This is a genomic window from Streptomyces sp. NPDC048521, assembly GCF_043199855.1.
Lineage (GTDB): Bacteria > Actinomycetota > Actinomycetes > Streptomycetales > Streptomycetaceae > Streptomyces.
Genome location: NZ_JBICWR010000021.1, coordinates 77,625 through 94,481, shown reverse-complemented (window position 1 = coordinate 94,481; position 16,857 = coordinate 77,625). Strand labels below are relative to the sequence as shown.

At 70.5% G+C, this 16,857-nt stretch carries 12 protein-coding genes; 6 read left to right on the top strand and 6 right to left on the bottom strand.

The annotated features are described in order from the left end of the window. Positions 1-100: 100 nt before the first annotated feature. From ACGFRF_RS35025 to ACGFRF_RS35015, 3 genes are all read right to left on the bottom strand, one after another. Positions 101-1,534 carry an FAD-binding oxidoreductase gene (locus ACGFRF_RS35025; RefSeq protein ID WP_393747001.1) on the bottom strand — a complete coding sequence of 478 codons (1,434 nt, stop codon included), beginning with the start codon at positions 1,532-1,534 and terminating at the stop codon, positions 101-103. Positions 1,535-2,241: 707 nt separating this feature from the next. Next, positions 2,242-2,832 carry a hypothetical protein gene (locus ACGFRF_RS35020; RefSeq protein ID WP_393746999.1) on the bottom strand — a complete coding sequence of 197 codons (591 nt, stop codon included), beginning with the start codon at positions 2,830-2,832 and terminating at the stop codon, positions 2,242-2,244. A 226-nt stretch (positions 2,833-3,058) separates the two neighbouring features. Continuing rightward, positions 3,059-3,421, bottom strand: coding sequence for an SsgA family sporulation/cell division regulator (locus ACGFRF_RS35015; RefSeq protein WP_393746997.1), 363 nt, complete (start codon positions 3,419-3,421; stop codon positions 3,059-3,061). A gap of 949 nt (positions 3,422-4,370) precedes the next feature. Here ACGFRF_RS35015 and ACGFRF_RS35010 point away from each other — a divergent pair. Both ACGFRF_RS35010 and ACGFRF_RS35005 read left to right on the top strand, forming a co-directional pair. Then, positions 4,371-5,405, top strand: coding sequence for a DUF4331 family protein (locus tag ACGFRF_RS35010; RefSeq protein WP_393746995.1), 1,035 nt, complete (start codon positions 4,371-4,373; stop codon positions 5,403-5,405). A gap of 106 nt (positions 5,406-5,511) precedes the next feature. Next, positions 5,512-6,675 (top strand): HoxN/HupN/NixA family nickel/cobalt transporter, encoded by a 1,164-nt coding sequence (locus tag ACGFRF_RS35005; RefSeq protein ID WP_393746993.1) that lies wholly within the window; start codon positions 5,512-5,514, stop codon positions 6,673-6,675. Between the two features lie 59 nt (positions 6,676-6,734). On the opposite strand, the gene ACGFRF_RS35000 is transcribed toward ACGFRF_RS35005, so the two are convergent. Both ACGFRF_RS35000 and ACGFRF_RS34995 read right to left on the bottom strand, forming a co-directional pair. Beyond that, positions 6,735-8,630 carry a sensor histidine kinase gene (locus ACGFRF_RS35000; protein ID WP_393746991.1) on the bottom strand — a complete coding sequence of 632 codons (1,896 nt, stop codon included), beginning with the start codon at positions 8,628-8,630 and terminating at the stop codon, positions 6,735-6,737. Then, the gene (locus ACGFRF_RS34995) at positions 8,620-9,378 is read right to left on the bottom strand and encodes a response regulator transcription factor (protein WP_393746989.1); all 759 of its coding nucleotides are present in this window, start codon (positions 9,376-9,378) and stop codon (positions 8,620-8,622) included. Before ACGFRF_RS34995 ends, ACGFRF_RS35000 begins: the two co-directional genes overlap by 11 nt. A gap of 112 nt (positions 9,379-9,490) precedes the next feature. Here ACGFRF_RS34995 and ACGFRF_RS34990 point away from each other — a divergent pair, with 112 nt between their 5' ends. The 4 genes from ACGFRF_RS34990 (at position 9,491) to ACGFRF_RS34975 (ending at position 13,728) form a co-directional block, all read left to right on the top strand. Next, positions 9,491-10,210 (top strand): hypothetical protein, encoded by a 720-nt coding sequence (locus ACGFRF_RS34990; RefSeq protein ID WP_393746987.1) that lies wholly within the window; start codon positions 9,491-9,493, stop codon positions 10,208-10,210. Next, positions 10,191-11,402 carry a hypothetical protein gene (locus ACGFRF_RS34985; protein WP_393746986.1) on the top strand — a complete coding sequence of 404 codons (1,212 nt, stop codon included), beginning with the start codon at positions 10,191-10,193 and terminating at the stop codon, positions 11,400-11,402. The genes ACGFRF_RS34990 and ACGFRF_RS34985 overlap by 20 nt, the downstream gene beginning before the upstream one ends. Positions 11,403-11,578: 176 nt before the next feature. After that, a complete protein-coding gene (locus ACGFRF_RS34980) occupies positions 11,579-12,439 on the top strand; it encodes an ABC transporter ATP-binding protein (protein WP_393747102.1) in 861 nt (286 codons plus the stop codon). 68 nt (positions 12,440-12,507) lie between these two features. Continuing rightward, the gene (locus ACGFRF_RS34975; protein ID WP_393746984.1) at positions 12,508-13,728 is read left to right on the top strand and encodes an ABC transporter permease; all 1,221 of its coding nucleotides are present in this window, start codon (positions 12,508-12,510) and stop codon (positions 13,726-13,728) included. Positions 13,729-13,822: 94 nt separating this feature from the next. Here ACGFRF_RS34975 and ACGFRF_RS34970 read toward each other — a convergent pair whose 3' ends face one another. Further along, positions 13,823-16,819 (bottom strand): glycoside hydrolase family 2 TIM barrel-domain containing protein, encoded by a 2,997-nt coding sequence (locus ACGFRF_RS34970; RefSeq protein WP_393746983.1) that lies wholly within the window; start codon positions 16,817-16,819, stop codon positions 13,823-13,825. Between the last annotated feature and the right edge of the window lie 38 nt (positions 16,820-16,857).

The following is a 16,857-nucleotide window of genomic DNA, read 5'->3' as shown; positions in this document are numbered from 1 at the left end:
TTCGCCTCCTCGCCTCTGCGAGGAGGAGTGGTGCGTAGGGGGTGGGGCGCGCCGGGCGGCGCGTGGTCCCCGCACGGGGTGCTGGGGGACGGTGGTTCGTCTACACGTCCGGCCGGATGTTGTGGTTGACCCTGAACAGGTTGGCCGGGTCGTGGACGCGTTTGAGGGCGGCGAGCCGGGTGTACCGCTGCTCGCCGTAGAGGGTGCGGACGGCGGCCTCGCTCAGGGCCTCGTCCGGTGAGACGAAGTTGATGACGTTGCGCGGGTCGCGCCACGGCGTCAGTCCGTGGGTGTAGGCGCCGACGAACTCGCGCATCGCACCCATTCGGTCGGCCGGGCCGCCGCCCACCGCGAACGTCATGAACGGCATCCCGCGCGACGGCACGGCGTTGGGCCGGGCCGGTTCCCGGTCCAGGGCTCCGCCGAGCGCCCGGACCTCCACACTCTTCATCGGGCAGCCGGAGCCGGGGCCGGTGAGGTCCAGGAACCTCTCCAGGGTGTCGTCGGAGAACTCGCGCAGGCCGAAACCGGTTTCCACGAACGGCATGCCGTGGACGGGATCGAGGTGTATCTCGCCGATCTCGCGGAAGGGACGCTCCGCCAGGGTGTCGTAGACCGGCGTGGCGACGGCCCGCAGCGGTGCGGCCAGCCGCGCTCCCTCCCGCGCCGTGCCGAGGTGCCCCAGCCGTATGTGCAGCACGAAGGCCCCGCGCAACGACTGCGGCAGCGCGGCGACGTCGGGGAGCCGCTGGACGGAGAAGGACGTGGTGGTGTCCTCGCCGAGCGTGGGGAGCAGCGCCCGCCAGGCCTGCAGCACCGGGCGCATCTCGGCACCACGGAACCACAGGCCGCCGCCGTAGAACCGCGCCACCGGGAAGACGTCGAACTCCATGTGTGTGACGACGCCGAAGTTGCCCTTGGCGCCCAGCAGTGCCCACCACAGGTCCGGGTCGCTTCCGTAGGTGACCTGCCGGACCGCTCCGTCGGCCGTGACCACCTCCAGCCGGCGGACGTGGTCGGCGGCATAGCCCAGGCCGCGGCCGAGCAGCGGGCTCAGCCCGCCGCCCAGCGTGTAGCCGACGACACCGACATGCGGCGCCGAGCCGGCCACGGGGGCGAGCCCGAGGCGGTCGGTCTCGACCAGTACGTCGCTCCAGGTGGCGCCCGCTCCCACGCGGACCGTGCGCCGCGCGGGGTCGACGGACACCTCGCGCATCCGGCGGGTGCTGATCAGCAACGTGTCGTCCTGCTGGGGCAGCACCACCTGGTGACCCTCGTTGCGGACCGCGACCGCCATCCGGCGGCCACTCGCGTACCGCACCGCGGCGGCGACGTCGTCCGTGCTCGTGGCGCCGACGACGACGGCCGGAGCCAGGACCCGCAGCGTGTTGAAGAGGCGGCACTCATCCGCGTACGCGATGTCGCCCGGCACCAGGACCGGTCCGCGCACCGCGGCGCGCAGAGCGGTGTGGTCCGCCGCGGCCGGCGCCGCGTCCTCGTCGATCCGCACGTCATGTACTGCGTTGTCCGTCATCGCTTCACCAGAACTCGTCGGGCAGGGCCGTGGAAGCCGGGACACGCTCGGCGAGGGAGGAACACTCGACGGCACCTGCCCACTGGGGCGACCGGCTGCCCGTGCCACGTCCCGGGGCCGCGTGGGAAACCCGATGTCTTCCCGGTCGGGGGGTGGCAGGGACCTCGGCTTTCCGCGACCGCCGGAGGGAGGGGTGGTTCCGGGCCGCGGGGACCTGACAGGTCTGCTTCCGGCAACGACCCTAATCGATCACCCAGTGGCCACAAGCCGGTTCGGGACGGGTGTACGCACTGGGTACACCTTCACAGTGCCGAACGGCAAACACCGTCCCCAAGTGAGGTCATCTCGTGGTCAAGTCGCCCTCGTGCGCGGCCGATCGGGCGCAGAAGCGAACGGGAGCGTGCCCCTCGGGCTGACGTGACGCGATGCGCGGTCGGCCTCCAGCCACAGTGGGCATGGCAGTCGATGGGGCCTGGGAGCACACATCGGTCGGTGCGGAAGTCAGGCACCTACTCCGCTGTGGCATGCGTCCCCGGTCATGTGGATCACATGTCTTGCTGGGTGTTCTGGTGCGGGCTGGTCGACACCTGTACGACGCGGAGGTCGCTTGGCGGCGAGCTCGGCCGCACGAAAGCAGGGAAACCGTGGGAACCGCGCCGGCGTCCCTGGGCGACGAGGAGTGCGGTTCCCACGGCTGGGCGAGGATCTCAGTCCTTCGAGGACGCACGGCCTGCGGAGGCGGCGGCCTGCTTCTCCCGGCCCTCCCTCGCCGTCTTCTTCTTGTCGGTCGGCTCGAGGGCGGTGTAGAACACGGAGTGGCCCTGCTTGAGGCGCTGGGCGGCGCTGCGGGCGACGAGTCCTTCCAGGGTGGTACGCACCACGGTGGTCTTGATGATCCGGTCCGGGTGGGCCTCGCTGAGGGCGGCCGCGATCTCGGCCGCGGAGGACGGCTCCGACTGCTGTGCGAGGTAGGCGCGGATCAGGGCCACCAGGGTCGGCTTGTTCTGCCGCCTCCTGGGGCCCGCCGAACCGCCGGGCAGCCCGTAGTCATACTCGGTTCCCGCGCTCCGCCGGCCCGTGGACGCCGGAGCCTGCTGCATCGGAATACCGCTCTCCAGGGCCTGCTGCATGGTCGCGAGTACGGAATGATCATGCTGCAGAGCCAGCAGACGGCCCTGAAGCTCGTCGATCTCGCTCCGAATGCGGTCCTGTTCCTGGACGTTGCGTTCGAGATCGCTCGCCAGCTGGGAGCTGTATTGCGTCACCAGCTCCGTCGTACTCGTCTGCGGGTCGGGCATGCCGTGGACCCTCCTTGGTTCGGCTCTCGAGTGAAGGCTCGTGCACAGCGGTTACTGAGGGGGCGTGTACTCAGGCGCTGCTGCTGATACTACGCCTTGACTCATTGCCTGGCTGTTGCCTGGTGTCACTACTTGGCAAGCGGTCCACAAGGACGGGCCTCGGCGGCACCACTCCCGACAAGTTGGTTCTGGCATCAATTAAAGCGTTACCGCGAATACGGACACCTCATTCAGTCAGGAGAGTCAACCCGTCCCAGTCCACGTCCGCTGTCTCCTGCCCCCGCGGCACCAGGGCGTACGTGCTCGCCAGCCACTGGGCGACCGGCAGGGCCGGGATCTCGAAGAGTGCATTGTGCCGTGCGTTTCCCACTTGGAGCCACATCGTCGACGCACCGTCCGAGCCGTGCTCCGGCCACACCGCGACATCACCCTGTCCCACCCTGGCGGTGAGGCCTTCGTTCAGCAGTTCCCGGGAAAAGACCCAGCGCACCGGCTGCTCACCCTCGGCATCGAAGATCAGGGTGACGGCATACGGATCCCTGGGATGGAACGAGAACTCGCATCTGATGGGCACGGACAGCCGTCGCACGACCCAATGTGTGATCTCGACGGTCAGGTGGCACCTTCTCATCTGTTACCTCCTAGGACCGAGCCGGATCGCCGCCGCGTCAGGCTGTGCGGCACCGCGCGGACTGGACATCGACCGACGATTCACAGCCGCTCGGTCATGAAATGCGAACGGCGTCCCACCCGAACGCGCAAAGGGCCCGAGGACGCCACCGGCTTATCCCCACGAGGACAGCCCCGGAAGTCAGCGTGAGGGGCGGTGTCACGTACCGACACACACCTTCACCAGTGCGCCGGCAAGTGGGGCAACGCGGGTGCTCATGCGGGTTCCGAGGACCGCGTTCGCGTCCGTCCGGCCACGAACGGCCTGCTTTTCGTAGCGCGCGGTTTCCAGCTGTGCCATCAATTCACTTCCCGTTGCCAAGGCTGAACGCGTCACACGCATCCGCTGCGGTCCCCATCATGCTCGCCGGACCGTACGCTTTCCCATACGTCATCTGACGGTGGCGGTCCCCGGGAGCCCTCCGCAAGCCGGATCACCCCGTCCCACCTGGGGGAACGCGCAGATCGGGACGGCACCATCGGACGCGGACTCGATCGTCCGGCCGCCCGACCACCCCCGGTTGTGGTCCCGGCACTCGCGCCACGCGCCCTGTGTGCCCCGCCCTCCGCAGTGAACAGGAATCAGTGGGGGTGGCCTTGGCTCGCCTCTGTCGGCGGGAAGTGGACCAGTCGGTCTGAGGGCCCTGGTGACGGCGGGTTCCGGCGGGTCGCCGGGGGCCGTGGGGTTAACCCCACGGCCTCCATGTGGACGGCGCTCACGTCTCCTTGGAGACGTCTAGACAGATTGTTCCGCGCCCTCTCACCAGACTGAGGACCACAACGCGCGGCTCGCGCCGAGTGCGCCGGCGGACGAACCCGCTGGCCGCGGCAACCGCGGGTCCGGCTTCGAAGCGAAAGCGAGAGACGACATGTCCCACCACCTCGACTCCCCCATAGCCCGCCAGGACCCTCGTCTGGACATCACGGACCTCTATGTCTTCCGAGGTGAGCAGGGCACCGTCTTCGTCACCGACCACAGCCATTCGCTCGCCGGCGAGGACATCCCCCGGGGTCTGCACCCGGAGGGCAAGTACGAGTTCAAGATCGACTCCAACGGCGACGCGGTCGAGGACGTGACGTACCGCTTCACCTTCGGCGAGGCCGACACGAGCGGTGTCCAGACCTACCAGGTGCGCCGGCTGGCGGGCCCCGACGCCCGCAGCGACTTCGCCGAGGGCACACTGCTCGGCGAAGGCCGTACGGGTGAGACGCTGGAGCTTCCCGGCGGCAGCCGGGCCTGGGTCGGCAAGGCGGGCGACCCCTTCTGGATCGAGCCCGACGTCCTGCACGCCGTCGGCCACGCCTTCCAGGACGGCACGAAGGTCGACCTGTCCGGCTGGAACGCCGCCGAGGCGACGAACCTCTTCGCGGGGCACACCGTCCACTCCATCGTCCTGGAGGTCGCCGACGAGGAACTGCTGCCGATCGCGGGACACGATCACAAGATCGATGTGTGGGCCGTGGCCTTCCTGGCCACCGACGCCGGCGGCTGGCGTCCGATCAACCGCGCGGGCCTGCCGATGATCCACCCGCTGTTCACCCAGTACAACGAGACGCTCGGCGACCGTCTCAACGAGAACGTGCCGGCCGAGGACGTCGAACTGTACGGCAAGGCGCTCATCGAGTCGGTGGCCGGCGTGGTCCGGGCCTACGGCACGGCGGAGGACCCCGAGGCCTACGCCAGGACGGTCGCGGACCGGATCCTGCCCAACGTCCTCCCTTACGTGGTCGGTACGCCGGCGTCGTACGGCTTCGCGCGGTGGAACGGCCGGACGCTCACCGACAACGCGCCCGACGTGATGTTCTCCCTCGCCGGCAACACCCCGGTGACGCTCGGCATCGGCAAGGAGTCGGTCACCGCCAAGCCCACGGCGACCTTCCCGTACGTCCCGCCGGCGGCGTGAACGGTCTGACGGAACGAGCCGTGCGGGCCTGAACAGGTCCGCACGGCTTTTCTCGTGGCCGCTCGCGTTCCGCAGCCGGCCGCACCCCCATCGGAAGGAGCCGACCATGCCCGCACCCGTGCGGAAACCGCCCCTGGACTTCGACAAGCCGTCCTTCGTCCGGCGTTCCGTCACCGCCGCCGAGTGGTCCCGGCTGGGTGCCGTCTTCGCGTTCATCGCCGCGTTGCACGTCATCGGCTGGGGCATCCTCGTGACCGTCGTCGCTCCCCAGCACTTCAGCCTGGGCCAGAAGGGCTTCGGCGTGGGCGTCGGCGTGACCGCCTACGTCCTGGGGATGCGGCACGCCTTCGACGCCGATCACATCGCGGCCATCGACAACACGACGCGGAAGCTGATGAACGCCGAGCGCCGGCCGCTGACCGTCGGCTTCTGGTTCTCGCTCGGTCATTCCAGTGTCGTCTTCGCCCTGTCGCTGCTGCTGGCGTTCGGCATCCGAAGTCTGGCCGGTCCTCTGCAGGACGACGACTCCACCCTGCACAACCTCACGAGCTGGATGGGCACCCTGGTCTCGGGGGCCTTCCTCTATCTGATCGCCGTCCTCAACCTCGGTGCCCTGACCGGAATATGGCGCGTCTTCCGGGCCATGCGATCCGGCCGGTACGACGAGACGGAGCTGCAGGAACAACTCGACAGACGAGGCTTCCTCAACCGGCTGCTCGCAAGGCTGATGAAGTCGCTCACCAAGCCCTGGCAGATGTATCCCCTGGGGCTGCTCTTCGGCCTCGGATTCGACACCGCCACCGAGATCGCCCTGCTGGTCCTGGCCGGCACCGGCGCCGCCTCGGGATTGCCGTGGTACGCCATTCTCTGTCTGCCGGTGCTGTTCGCCGCCGGGATGACCCTGCTCGACACCATCGACGGCTCGGTCATGAACTTCGCCTACGACTGGGCGTTCGGCAAGCCGGTCCGCAAGGTCTACTACAACCTGACCATCACCGGGCTCTCGGTGGCGGTCGCCCTGCTGGTCGGCACCGTGGAGCTGCTCGGACTGCTCGCCGTCAAGGCCGGCCTGCACGGCTTCTTCTGGGACTGGATCACCGGCGTGGACCTCAACTCGGTCGGCTATGTCATCGTCGGGCTCTTCGTCGGCGTGTGGCTTCTCGCCCTGCTCGTGTGGAAGTTGGGCAATCTCGAGGAACGCTGGACAGCCGACGGCCACGCCCAGGGCATGTCCGGTCCGCTGGAGGTGCCCCGGGAGTCGGCGACGTAACACCGTGAGCCGTCCCATCGACACGGACGCCGGAGTGCCGCACCGTCCACGGCCGCCGTTCAGCGCGGTGGGGAGGGGAGCCCGGGCAGGCGCAGGGTGAACGTGGAGCCGGTGCCCGGGGTGCTGTGGGCCTCCACCGTGCCGCCGTGCGCCTCGATCAGCTTGCGCACGATCGACAGGCCGAGCCCGCTGCCACCGGTCTGGCGTGAGCGGGACTTCTCGGCCCGCCAGAAACGGTCGAAGACGTGCGGCAGGTCCTCGGGCGCGATCCCCGAGCCCGTGTCGGAGACCTCGATCCGGACGCCCGCCGTGCCGGCGGCCCCCGCTGCCGTCCCGGCCTGGCCGGGGACAGGCGGGTCACCGGCCGCCTTCAGGCGCACGGTGCCGCCGGGCGGTGTGTGGCGGATGGCGTTCGACACGAGGTTGCCGACCGCCTGCCGGAGCCGTACGGGGTCCGCCGGCACCGTCAGGTCGGGGTCGGCCGCCACCACGAGCCGCACCCCCGCGGCCTCGGCACGCGGTCCGTGGCCCTGAGCCGTCTGGGCGAGGACGTCGGCCACACTCAACGTCTCAGTGGTGAGCGGCAGTTCTCCCGCGTCGGCCGCCGAGAGGTCCCGCAGGTCGTCGATGACGTGCTGGAGCAGCACCGCCTCCTCCAGTACCGAGGCCACCAGCTTCTCGTCCGGCGGGACGATGCCGTCCTCGACCGCCTCCAGCCAGCCGCGGATGTTGCTCAGCGGCGTGCGCAGCTCGTGCGCCACATCGCTCACCATCGCCTTGCGGGCCGACTCCAGCTGCTCGCGGCGCCGTGACATCGCGTTGAACGCGGCCGACAGCCGGGCGATCTCGTCGCCGCCCGTCACCTCGACCCGTGCCGAGACGTCCCCGGCCTCCATCCGCTGTGCGGCCAGGGTGAGCCTGCGCAGTGGCCGGACGAGCCGGATGCCCGCGAAGGCCGTGACCGCGACCGTCACCAGCAGCACGAGCGCCGCGCCCCACGCGATCCGCAGCTTGTTGGGCGCCGACAGGTCGAGGAAGGTGGTGGCGGTACGGTCGCCGGGGCTGCTGACGTAGAGCTGAGCGGCGGGCGCCACGTACGGCTGCAGTTGCTCCGCACGCCCGCTCGCCACACAGTCCCGCACGTCCTTCTCGGGCGCGGGGGCCGTGGACGTACGGGACTCCGCGCGTGCCACCTGCCAGGACCCGTCGAGCAGCACGTTCACCCCGCTGAGCCCCCGCCGCGCCAGGCAGTTGTCGACCAGATTGTCGAGGGTGTCGAGGGCCTTGCGCTCGGAGGGCATCGGGTCGTTCAGCACCGACTCCTCGCACCGGGGGTCGACGCGCTGTCCTGCCGCCGTCCGAACGGTGGGCCGGCCGCTGGGGCCGACCACCACCCGCGCCTCGGCGCCCGCCGCCCGCAGACACGCGACGACATCCCGAGCCGTACCCAGCAGTCTCGTCCTGTCGCTGTCCGACAGCCGGTACGGGCCGACGACACGTGGGTCGATCCCGCCGTCCCGCGCCGCGGCCGGCAGCCGTTGTGGATCGACCGACAGCGGGTCGATGACGGCGGTCGGCTTGGGAGAGGCCACGTACGGGTGGCCGGGCGCCGGAGCGGAGTCCGCCAGCGTCCGGTCGCCGTCCCGCAGGACGATCCGGTGTCCGGTCGTCCGTCCCAGTTCGGCCACGGTGGGTCCCACTTGGTCCCAGTTCCGGTGCCGCGCCGCGTAGCCGATCAGCACGTCGTACGTCTTCGTGTCGTCGGCGAGGTCCTTGCCCTGCTCCTGGCGGATCGCCACGGCCGTCGTCCGCACGACCACCCACGCGGTGGCCGCGATCGAGCACACCGACACCAGGGCCGCCACGGCGAGCAGTCGCAGGAGCAGGCTGCGTCCCAAGGGCACGGCGAGACCCGAGCGCGTGGACGGGTGGTCGCGCCGGACGTCACGGCTCATGGCGCACGTCCTCGGGCCGGGACGGGCGTATGTCGTCGGAGAGCTTGTAGCCGACCCCGTACACGGTCACCAGGCACATCGGCCGGCGCGGGTTCTGCTCGATCTTCTTCCGCAGGTTCATGACGTGCACATCGACCGTCCGCGTGGTGACGTACCGGTCGAAGCCGTGCAGCCGCTCCAGGATCTGCGATCGGGTGAACACCTGCCCCGGCCGGCCCGCGAGCACCTCCAGCAGCCGGAACTCACCCGGGGTGCAGGAGATCTGCGTACCGTGCGCCCACACCTCGTGCCGGGCCGGGTCGACGGTCACCGGGCCCGCGGTCAGCAGGTTGCCGCCCGGCGCTGCGCCTGCCGCGCCGGACGCCGCCTGGGTGCGCCCGCTGCGCCGTAGCAGCGACCGGATGCGGGCCATCAGCTCACGTGGACTGAACGGTTTGGTCAGGTAGTCGTCCGCGCCCAGGTCCAGACCGAGCAGCAGGTCGTCCTTGGTGGACCGGGCTGTCAGCATCAGCACCGGCAGCCCTTCGAGCTCGGCCTCCGACCGGATGGTCCGGCAGACGTCGAGCCCGTCCAGCCTGGGCATCATCACGTCGAGCACCAGCAGATCGGGCAGGCGACGGCGGATCTGGTCGAGCGCGGCCCGCCCGTCCTGGACGAGGATCACACTGTGGCTCTCGTGTTCCAGGTAGCGGCGGATCAGCTCGGCCTGCTTGGCGTCATCCTCAGCGACGACAACATGCGCACACATGTGAGGAGTCTAGGAACACCCACGACGTGCTCGAGCACCCCGCGGACGAGGACACGACAGGGCCATCGCTTCCTGACAATCCTCTGACATTCGCTCGGCAGCCTCTGCCGTCATGAACAACGAGACCAACCGGCCGCACCCCGCCGCCGGCACCCCCGGCACGGCGCGCGCCCCGCGTCGGACGCGCCGTGTCCGGGCCGCCCTCCTGACCACTGCCCTGCTGACGGCGGGCGTCGCTCTCACGGCCTGCGGCGGCGGAGACGGAGGCGGTACCGACAGCGGGCAGAAGGCGTCGGACAGCGGCATCGCGTCGTTGGCGACCCCCTCGTCCGGCGGCGGGAAGTCCGGGGCGACCTCTTCCGCGCAGTCCTCCACCGCCGCCATCGAGGCCAAGCGTCCACAGTTGCGCCTCGACAGCTCCCAGGAGGAGATCAACGGGCTCTGGAACGCGTACTGGGCGTGCCTGCAAGCCCACGGCGTCCCGATGAACACCGCGCGGGTCGATCGTCCCGGCAGGCAGGCGCCTCCGGTGGACGACCCGAAGGTCGCGGACCAGTACAAGGCGCAGTACCACGCGTGCCTGTACAAGATGCCGCTCCAGCCGGTCGAGGAGCGCCCCGAGACCAACCCGCACTACGCGGACGACTACCGCGCCTACATCGGCTGCCTGAAGTCGAAGGGCATGAAGGTCCACGAGGTCTTCGCCTCCGACGGGAGTCCTGACGGCTGGACCTATGACAAGGACGTCCCGAAGGACGGCGGCTCTCTCCCCACCGAAAAGATCGACCACGACTGCCGCTTGGAGGCGTTCGGTGGCAAGGGCAAGAACTGAGGCGGCCGCACACGCGTCCTCCGACGGTGGCACACAGGACCGCAGCCGGATCGCGGTCGGTGACGGTGGCAGACGGACCGGCAGCCGGATCGCGGTCGCCGTCGCCGTCCTCGCCGTCGTCGCGGGCGGGGTCTACGGAGGGGCTGCCCTGAAGCGGCACGGGGACGCCGGCCACGCCAAGCCCGCCGGGGTGCCGTCCGCGCAGACCACGGTCATCCGGCGCACCGATCTGTCCGACAGCAAGGACCTGCCGGGAACGCTCGGTTACGGCGCGGCGCTCACGGTCAAGGGTGCGGGCAAGGGCCTGATCACTAAGCTGCCGACGAGCGGATCGACGGTGACCCGGGGCAAGCCCCTGTACTGGGTGGACGACCAGCCGGTCACGGTCTTCTACGGTGACACCCCGGTCTTCCGCACGCTGGACCAGGCGGCCGTGAAGGCGGGGGCGAGCGGCGCCGACGTGACCGTCCTCGCGGAGAACCTGAAGGCCCTCGGCTACGACATCGGCCCCGAGCCGCGCAACACGCAGTCGTCCACCGGCACGGGCAAAGCCCCCGGGGCCGTCCTGACGTCCTCTCTCCTCGACGCGCTGAAGCGCTGGCAGCGCGACACGGGCCGGCAGCAGACCGGGACACTCTCGGTGGGCCAGGTGGTCGTGCTGCCCGGCGCGGTCCGCGTGGGCGCGGTGAAGGCCCAGCTCGGCGAGACGGCGACGGAGGACGTCCTGTCGGTGACGTCCCTGCGGAAGTCGGTGTCGGTGACGGTCAACCCCGGTGACGCAGCCCAGGTCCACCAGGGCGACAAGGTCGTCATCACCCTTCCCGACACCACGCAGATACCCGGCAAGGTGGCCTCGGTCGGTACGACGGTGCAGGGCGGCCCGGGTGACGAATCCGACGCGTCCGACAGCGACACCTCGCCGTCGTTGCAGGTCACCGTGGTGCCGGAGGACAGCGCCTCGGTCAGCAAGCTGGACGCGGCATCTGTGCGGGTGACCTTCACGACGGAGACGCGCAAGAACGTCCTCACGGTGCCGGTGGGCGCGCTGCTCGCGCTCCAGGAGGGCGGCTACGCGCTCCAGCGCCCAGGCGGGCAGCTGGTCGCCGTGAAGACGGGGTTGTTCGCCAAGGGGCAGGTCGAGGTCTCGGGCGCCGGGATCGAGGAGGGCCAGCGGGTGGTGACGGCGTCGTGAGACGACACCACGGCAAGCACCGCGAGGGCGTGGGCCACGGCTCCGGTGCGCGCACCGCGTCGGCCCCGTCGCCCGCCCACGACGACACGCTCGTCCTTCGCCCGGGCGACGACATGCTGCCCGTACCGGGGGATGACGGCACACCGCCCGTCTCCGGATGCGACGACACACTGCACGTGTCCGAGGGTAAGGACACGTTGCCCGTCGGCGTGGGCGACGACACGCCGTCCCTCCGTACCGCGGCCGCCGAGCCGTCCCCCGTGCTGCGGCTCACGAACGCGACCAAGGCGTTCCCCGGCGGCGTGACGGCGCTCGACGACGTGTCCCTGACCATCCACGAGGGCGAGCTGCTCGCCATCGTCGGCCCTTCCGGCTCTGGCAAGTCCACGTTGCTGAACATCATGGGAACGCTCGACCTGCCCACCCGCGGCACCGTGGAGATCGCCGGGCAGGACGCGGCGTCCCTGAGCGACCGGCGGCTGTCCGCACTGCGCGGACGCTGGCTCGGCTTCGTCTTCCAACAGTTCCACCTGACGGACGGGCTGACCGCGGCGGAGAACGTCGCCACCAGCCTGCTGTACGCGGGGGTGCCGCGCAGGCGGCGCATCCCGCTCGCACTCGCCGCGCTGCGACGGGTGGGACTCGGCCACCGGGTCGGACATCTGCCGCACCAGCTGTCCGGTGGCGAACGGCAGCGCGTCGCGATCGCCCGCGCGCTGGTGGGCGAGCCGGCTCTGGTGCTCGCCGACGAGCCGACGGGCGCATTGGATTCCGCCAACGGCCAGGCCGTTCTCGACCTGCTCGTCCGACTGAACGAAGAGGGCACCACCATCGCCGTGATCACGCACGACGGGAACATCGCGGCGCGACTGCCACGCCAGGTGGAGATGCGCGACGGGCGGATCGTCAGGGACACGGGACCGCGCCGGGGCTCGGCTGCGGACCGAGGCACCGGCTCCGCACCGTCGGCCGGGCTCGCCGCGTCCGGACGGTCCGCAGACCCCGCGGCCGGCCCGGCACCAGGAGAGAACCGGTGAGCGCCGCCGCCCCGACCCCGCGGAAGGAACCAGCGAGCGGCGCCAACCCGACCCCGCGGAGGGAACCAGTGCGCGCCGTAACCCGCGAGAGGTTCGCCCGTCCGGCCCGGCAGAGCCCGTCCGACGTACTGCGGCTCGGGCTGCTCGGCATCCGGACCCGCAGGCTGCGTGCCGCGCTCTCCGCGCTGGGCATCTCCATCGGCATCGCAACCCTCGTCCTCGTGACGGGGATTCCGGCGTCCAGTCAGCGGGCGTTGAACGACCAGTTGTCCGCGCTCGGCACGAACATGCTCCGGGCGGTCCCGCAGCCCGACCAGAACCCTCCGGTGGTGCTGCCCGCGTCCGCCGACAAGATGGCCGCCCGCATCGGACCGGTCACGGCGACCAGCGAGGTCGCCAACACCCACCAGCTGGTGCACCGTTCGGACCGGACCGACCCCAACGACGGACTCGGCCTCACGGTCCTCGCGAGCGGCGACGGCCTGCTGTCGGTGGTGAACGGCCGTGTACGGGCGGGGAAGTTCCTCGACGCCGCGACCGACCGGCTGCCGACAGCGGTCCTCGGTTACGAGGCGGCGTCCCGCCTCGGTGTGACCAGCCTGGTGCCGGGCCGGCAGGCACCGCAGATCCTCGTCGGAACGAAGTGGTTCACGGTCATCGGCATCCTTGATCCGCTGCCGCTCGCCCCGGACCTGGACCGCTCGGTGCTGGTCGGCTGGGAGGCGGCGCAGAAGGCCCTCGCGTTCGACGGGCATCCGACCGTGGTCTACGTGAAGGCGCACGAGGACGCCATCGAGGCGGTCTCGTCCGTGCTCCCGGCCACGCTGTACCCGGAACTGCCGGGCCTGGTGCAGGTCAGCCGCCCTTCGGATGCCCTGGCGGCGAAGCGGGCGACGAACAGCGCCTTCTCGTCGCTGTTCCTCGGCCTCGCCGGGGTGGCGCTGCTCGTGGGCGGGATCGGCGTGGCGAACACCATGTACATCTCGGTGCTCGAACGCCGCAAGGAGATCGGCCTGCGGCGCGCGCTCGGCGCGAACCGGGGCCAGATCAGAGGTCAGTTCCTCACCGAGTCGGTGGTGCTGTCACTTCTCGGCGGGGTCGCGGGCACGGTGATCGGGGTACTGGCCACCGCCGGTTACGCCGTCTACGAGGGCTGGCGGCCCGTCGTCCCGCTCACGGTGCTCGGCGCGGGTGTGGGCGGTGCCGTGGTCATCGGGATGCTGGCGGGCGTGTACCCGTCGGTCCGTGCGGCGCGGCTCACCCCGACCGAGGCACTCGCCACGACATGACGGTGTTCTGGGTCGGGGTCATGAGCCACGTCTCAGGCTGTGATGATCACCGTGTGGGGCGTGGGGATCTTTCTGACGAGCCGGACCCACTGCCTCACGGGGATTCACCTGCTGTCCGCCCCGTCGCCATACGGAGCCTGATCGTGCGGGATTCGGGGCGCAGCGCGAACTCGGGGTGTACGTCCGGTCCGCAGGACCGCGATCCGAGGCCGTGCTGGGCAGCGTCGATGATCAGGGAACTCGTCGTCGAGACCGGCAGTTCGAAGGGGTGAGCGGCTCGTGCGATCTGTTGCGGGGTGTGACGGCTGAGCGTGAAGCCGGGGCGGCGGCCCAGCCTGTCCGGGATGGTCACGATGCGCAGTACCTCGGTCTCCGCACTCGACAGCGTCAACTGCCGCAGCCCGGAGCGGTGTCCGGTCTCCTGGGGTCGTGCGTAGTCGACGGATAGGTCGCGGACGGCCGAGGTGAAGCGCCCGGTGCGCGCCGCGCGGAGACTGTCCGGATAGGACTCGAGCGGGCCGAGGCCGAACCATGTGGCGCTGTCGACGGGAGCCGCGCCGTCGGGCAGGTCGATGCGCATCCCGATCCGCGGCCACACCGTCGTCCAGCCGCTCGACGGTTCGATCTCCACCCGCAGCTCGAGTTCGCCGTCTTCGAGCGACCAGACGGACTCCACCGTCACCGACGACGCGGAGTTCGCCGCGGAGACCCTGTCGATCGTTCGCAGGGCGTCCGCCGTTCGTTCGACGGACAGTCGCCGCGCGGTCAGCCGGTCGAGACCGTCGCGCCGCCACAGTTCGGCATGGGAGACGCCGGGGATGCCGGCGTCGCTGTTCTCGAGGTCGTCGGAGGTGCCTTCGTCGTTGTCGGTCGGAGCACGGAACAGTTCCAGCCGCGGGCCGGCCACGGCACGGTCGGCCAGGCGTACGAGGGACCCGTCGACGAACTCGGCGATCCCGAGCGTCAGCGTCCCGCCGCTGTGCCGCCAGCCGGTTCGGTGCCGGACGGCAGGCGCCGGCCGACGCGTCGAGCGGTCCGTCTGTGCCGTGGCGATCACATGTCCCGCGGGCGCCCAGGGAGCGGGGGCCGCCAGGACGGCGTCGAGAGTGAGCCACGTCTCCGCGTCCTGCGCCACCGGGATCCGCGGCAACGGCACGCGCCGCGACTCACCCGCCGCGACCGCCGGCACCTTGAGATCCCCGGAGGCCACGACGGTCCCGTCGTGCTCGACTCGCCAGAGGAAGCGCAGGTCGGACGTGTCGGCCGAGTGCCGCAGGTTCGTGACGGCGACCTCGTCGGTATGGAAGGTGAAGCGGACCGGCTGTACGACGGCCTTGAACTCGTGGAGGCCTGGGGTCGGGACGTCGTCGCTCAGCACCAGGCCGTCCATCACGAAGTTGGCGTCGTGGACGACCTCCCCGAAGTCGCCGCCGTACCCGTAGTAGGGCGTGCCGTCCGGGGCCGTGGTCAGGATGCCGTGATCGCGCCACTCCCAGACGAAGCCGCCGTGCAGCCGCGGATACCGGTGCACCAGCGCCTCGTACCGGTCGAGTCCTCCCGGCCCGTTGCCCATCGCGTGGGCGTACTCGCAGAGCAGGAACGGTTTGCCGCGCTGCCGGGCGCTCTGCGCGGGAGTGCAGTTCATCAGCGTCGAGCGGGAGCCGTCGGTTCCGATCCGCTCGGTCTCGAGCACGGAGGCGTACATGCGCGAGTAGACGTCCGTGTACTGGCCGGTGTGGTCGCCTTCGTAGTGCACGGGCCGTCCGGCGTCGCGGGCGTGGACCCACGCGGACATCGCGGCCAGGTTGCTTCCGGTGCCGGCTTCGTTGCCGAGGGACCACATCACGACGCTGGGGTGGTTCTTGTCCCGTTCGACGGTGCGCTCGATGCGGTCGAGGTACGCCCCGCGCCACATCGGCTCGTCGCTGGGGTTGCCGGCCCAGCCGACCGTGTCGAAGCCGTGCGTCTCCAGATCGCATTCGAGGACGACCCAGAACCCGAGTTCGTCGGCGAGGTCCAAAAGGCGTGGGTGCGGCGGGTAGTGGCTGGTGCGGATCGCGTTCACGTTGAACCGCTTCATGCGGGAGAGGTCCTCGCGGGCGTGCTCCTCGTCGAAGACCCGGCCGCGCTCGGGGTGGGTCTCGTGGCGGTTCATCCCGTGGAATACGACGCGGCGGCCGTTGACCAGGAATCGGTCGCCACGGATCTCGACCGTGCGGAAGCCGATTCGCAGGGTGATGCTCTCCGCCGCCGTCGACACCGTGACGTCGTACAGCCGGGGCCGCTCGGCCGACCAGGGCTCCACGTCGGCGACGTCGAGCGGGGCCACGTCGGCTGCCGTGGCCCACGTCCGCTCGACAGCGAGTTCGGGGATGCGCAGGGTGACCGGGAACGCCGCCGCGTCGGCGGTGATCTCCGGGTCGACGCGTCCGTGCCCGTGTTCGAAGCCGGTCCGCAACCAGACGTCCTCGATGCCTCCGGCGGGCCGGGCGAGCAGGGTGACGTCGCGGAAGATGCCCGGCAGCCACCACTGGTCCTGGTCTTCGAGATAGCTGGCCGCCGACCACTGGTGCACCCGTACGGCGACGACGTTGTCGCCCGGTCGCACCGAGGACGTCACATCGAATTCGTGGGTGAGCCGGCTGCCGCAGGCACTGCCGATCTCGACGCCGTTCACCCACACCTTGAACAGCGACTCCACGCCGTCGAACCGGAGCACGACGCGCTCGACGTCCGGCCAGTCGGCGGGGAGGGAGAAGTGGCGGCGGTAGTCGCCGGTGGGGTTCTCGTCCGGGACGTGGGGCGGGTCGATCGGGAACGGGAACTGCACGTTGGTGTAGATCGGCCGGCCGTAGGCTCCGTCGCCCTGGAGGACCCAGTGGGAGGGCACCGGTATGTCGTCCCAGCCCTTGTCGTCGAAGCCCTCGGCCGCGAAATCCTCCGCCACCGAAGCCGTCGGCGACAGCCGGAAGCGCCAAGGCCCGTTCAGGCAGAGACGGGGCGCGTCGGAGTGGAGCCACGAGCGGGCCGGGCGCAGTGCGCCGCTGCCCGGTGCGGTGTCCGAGACGTACGCGGAAGAGGTGGAGGGCACGGGATCACGACACTTTCCTGGTGACGAAGGGGCGCGGG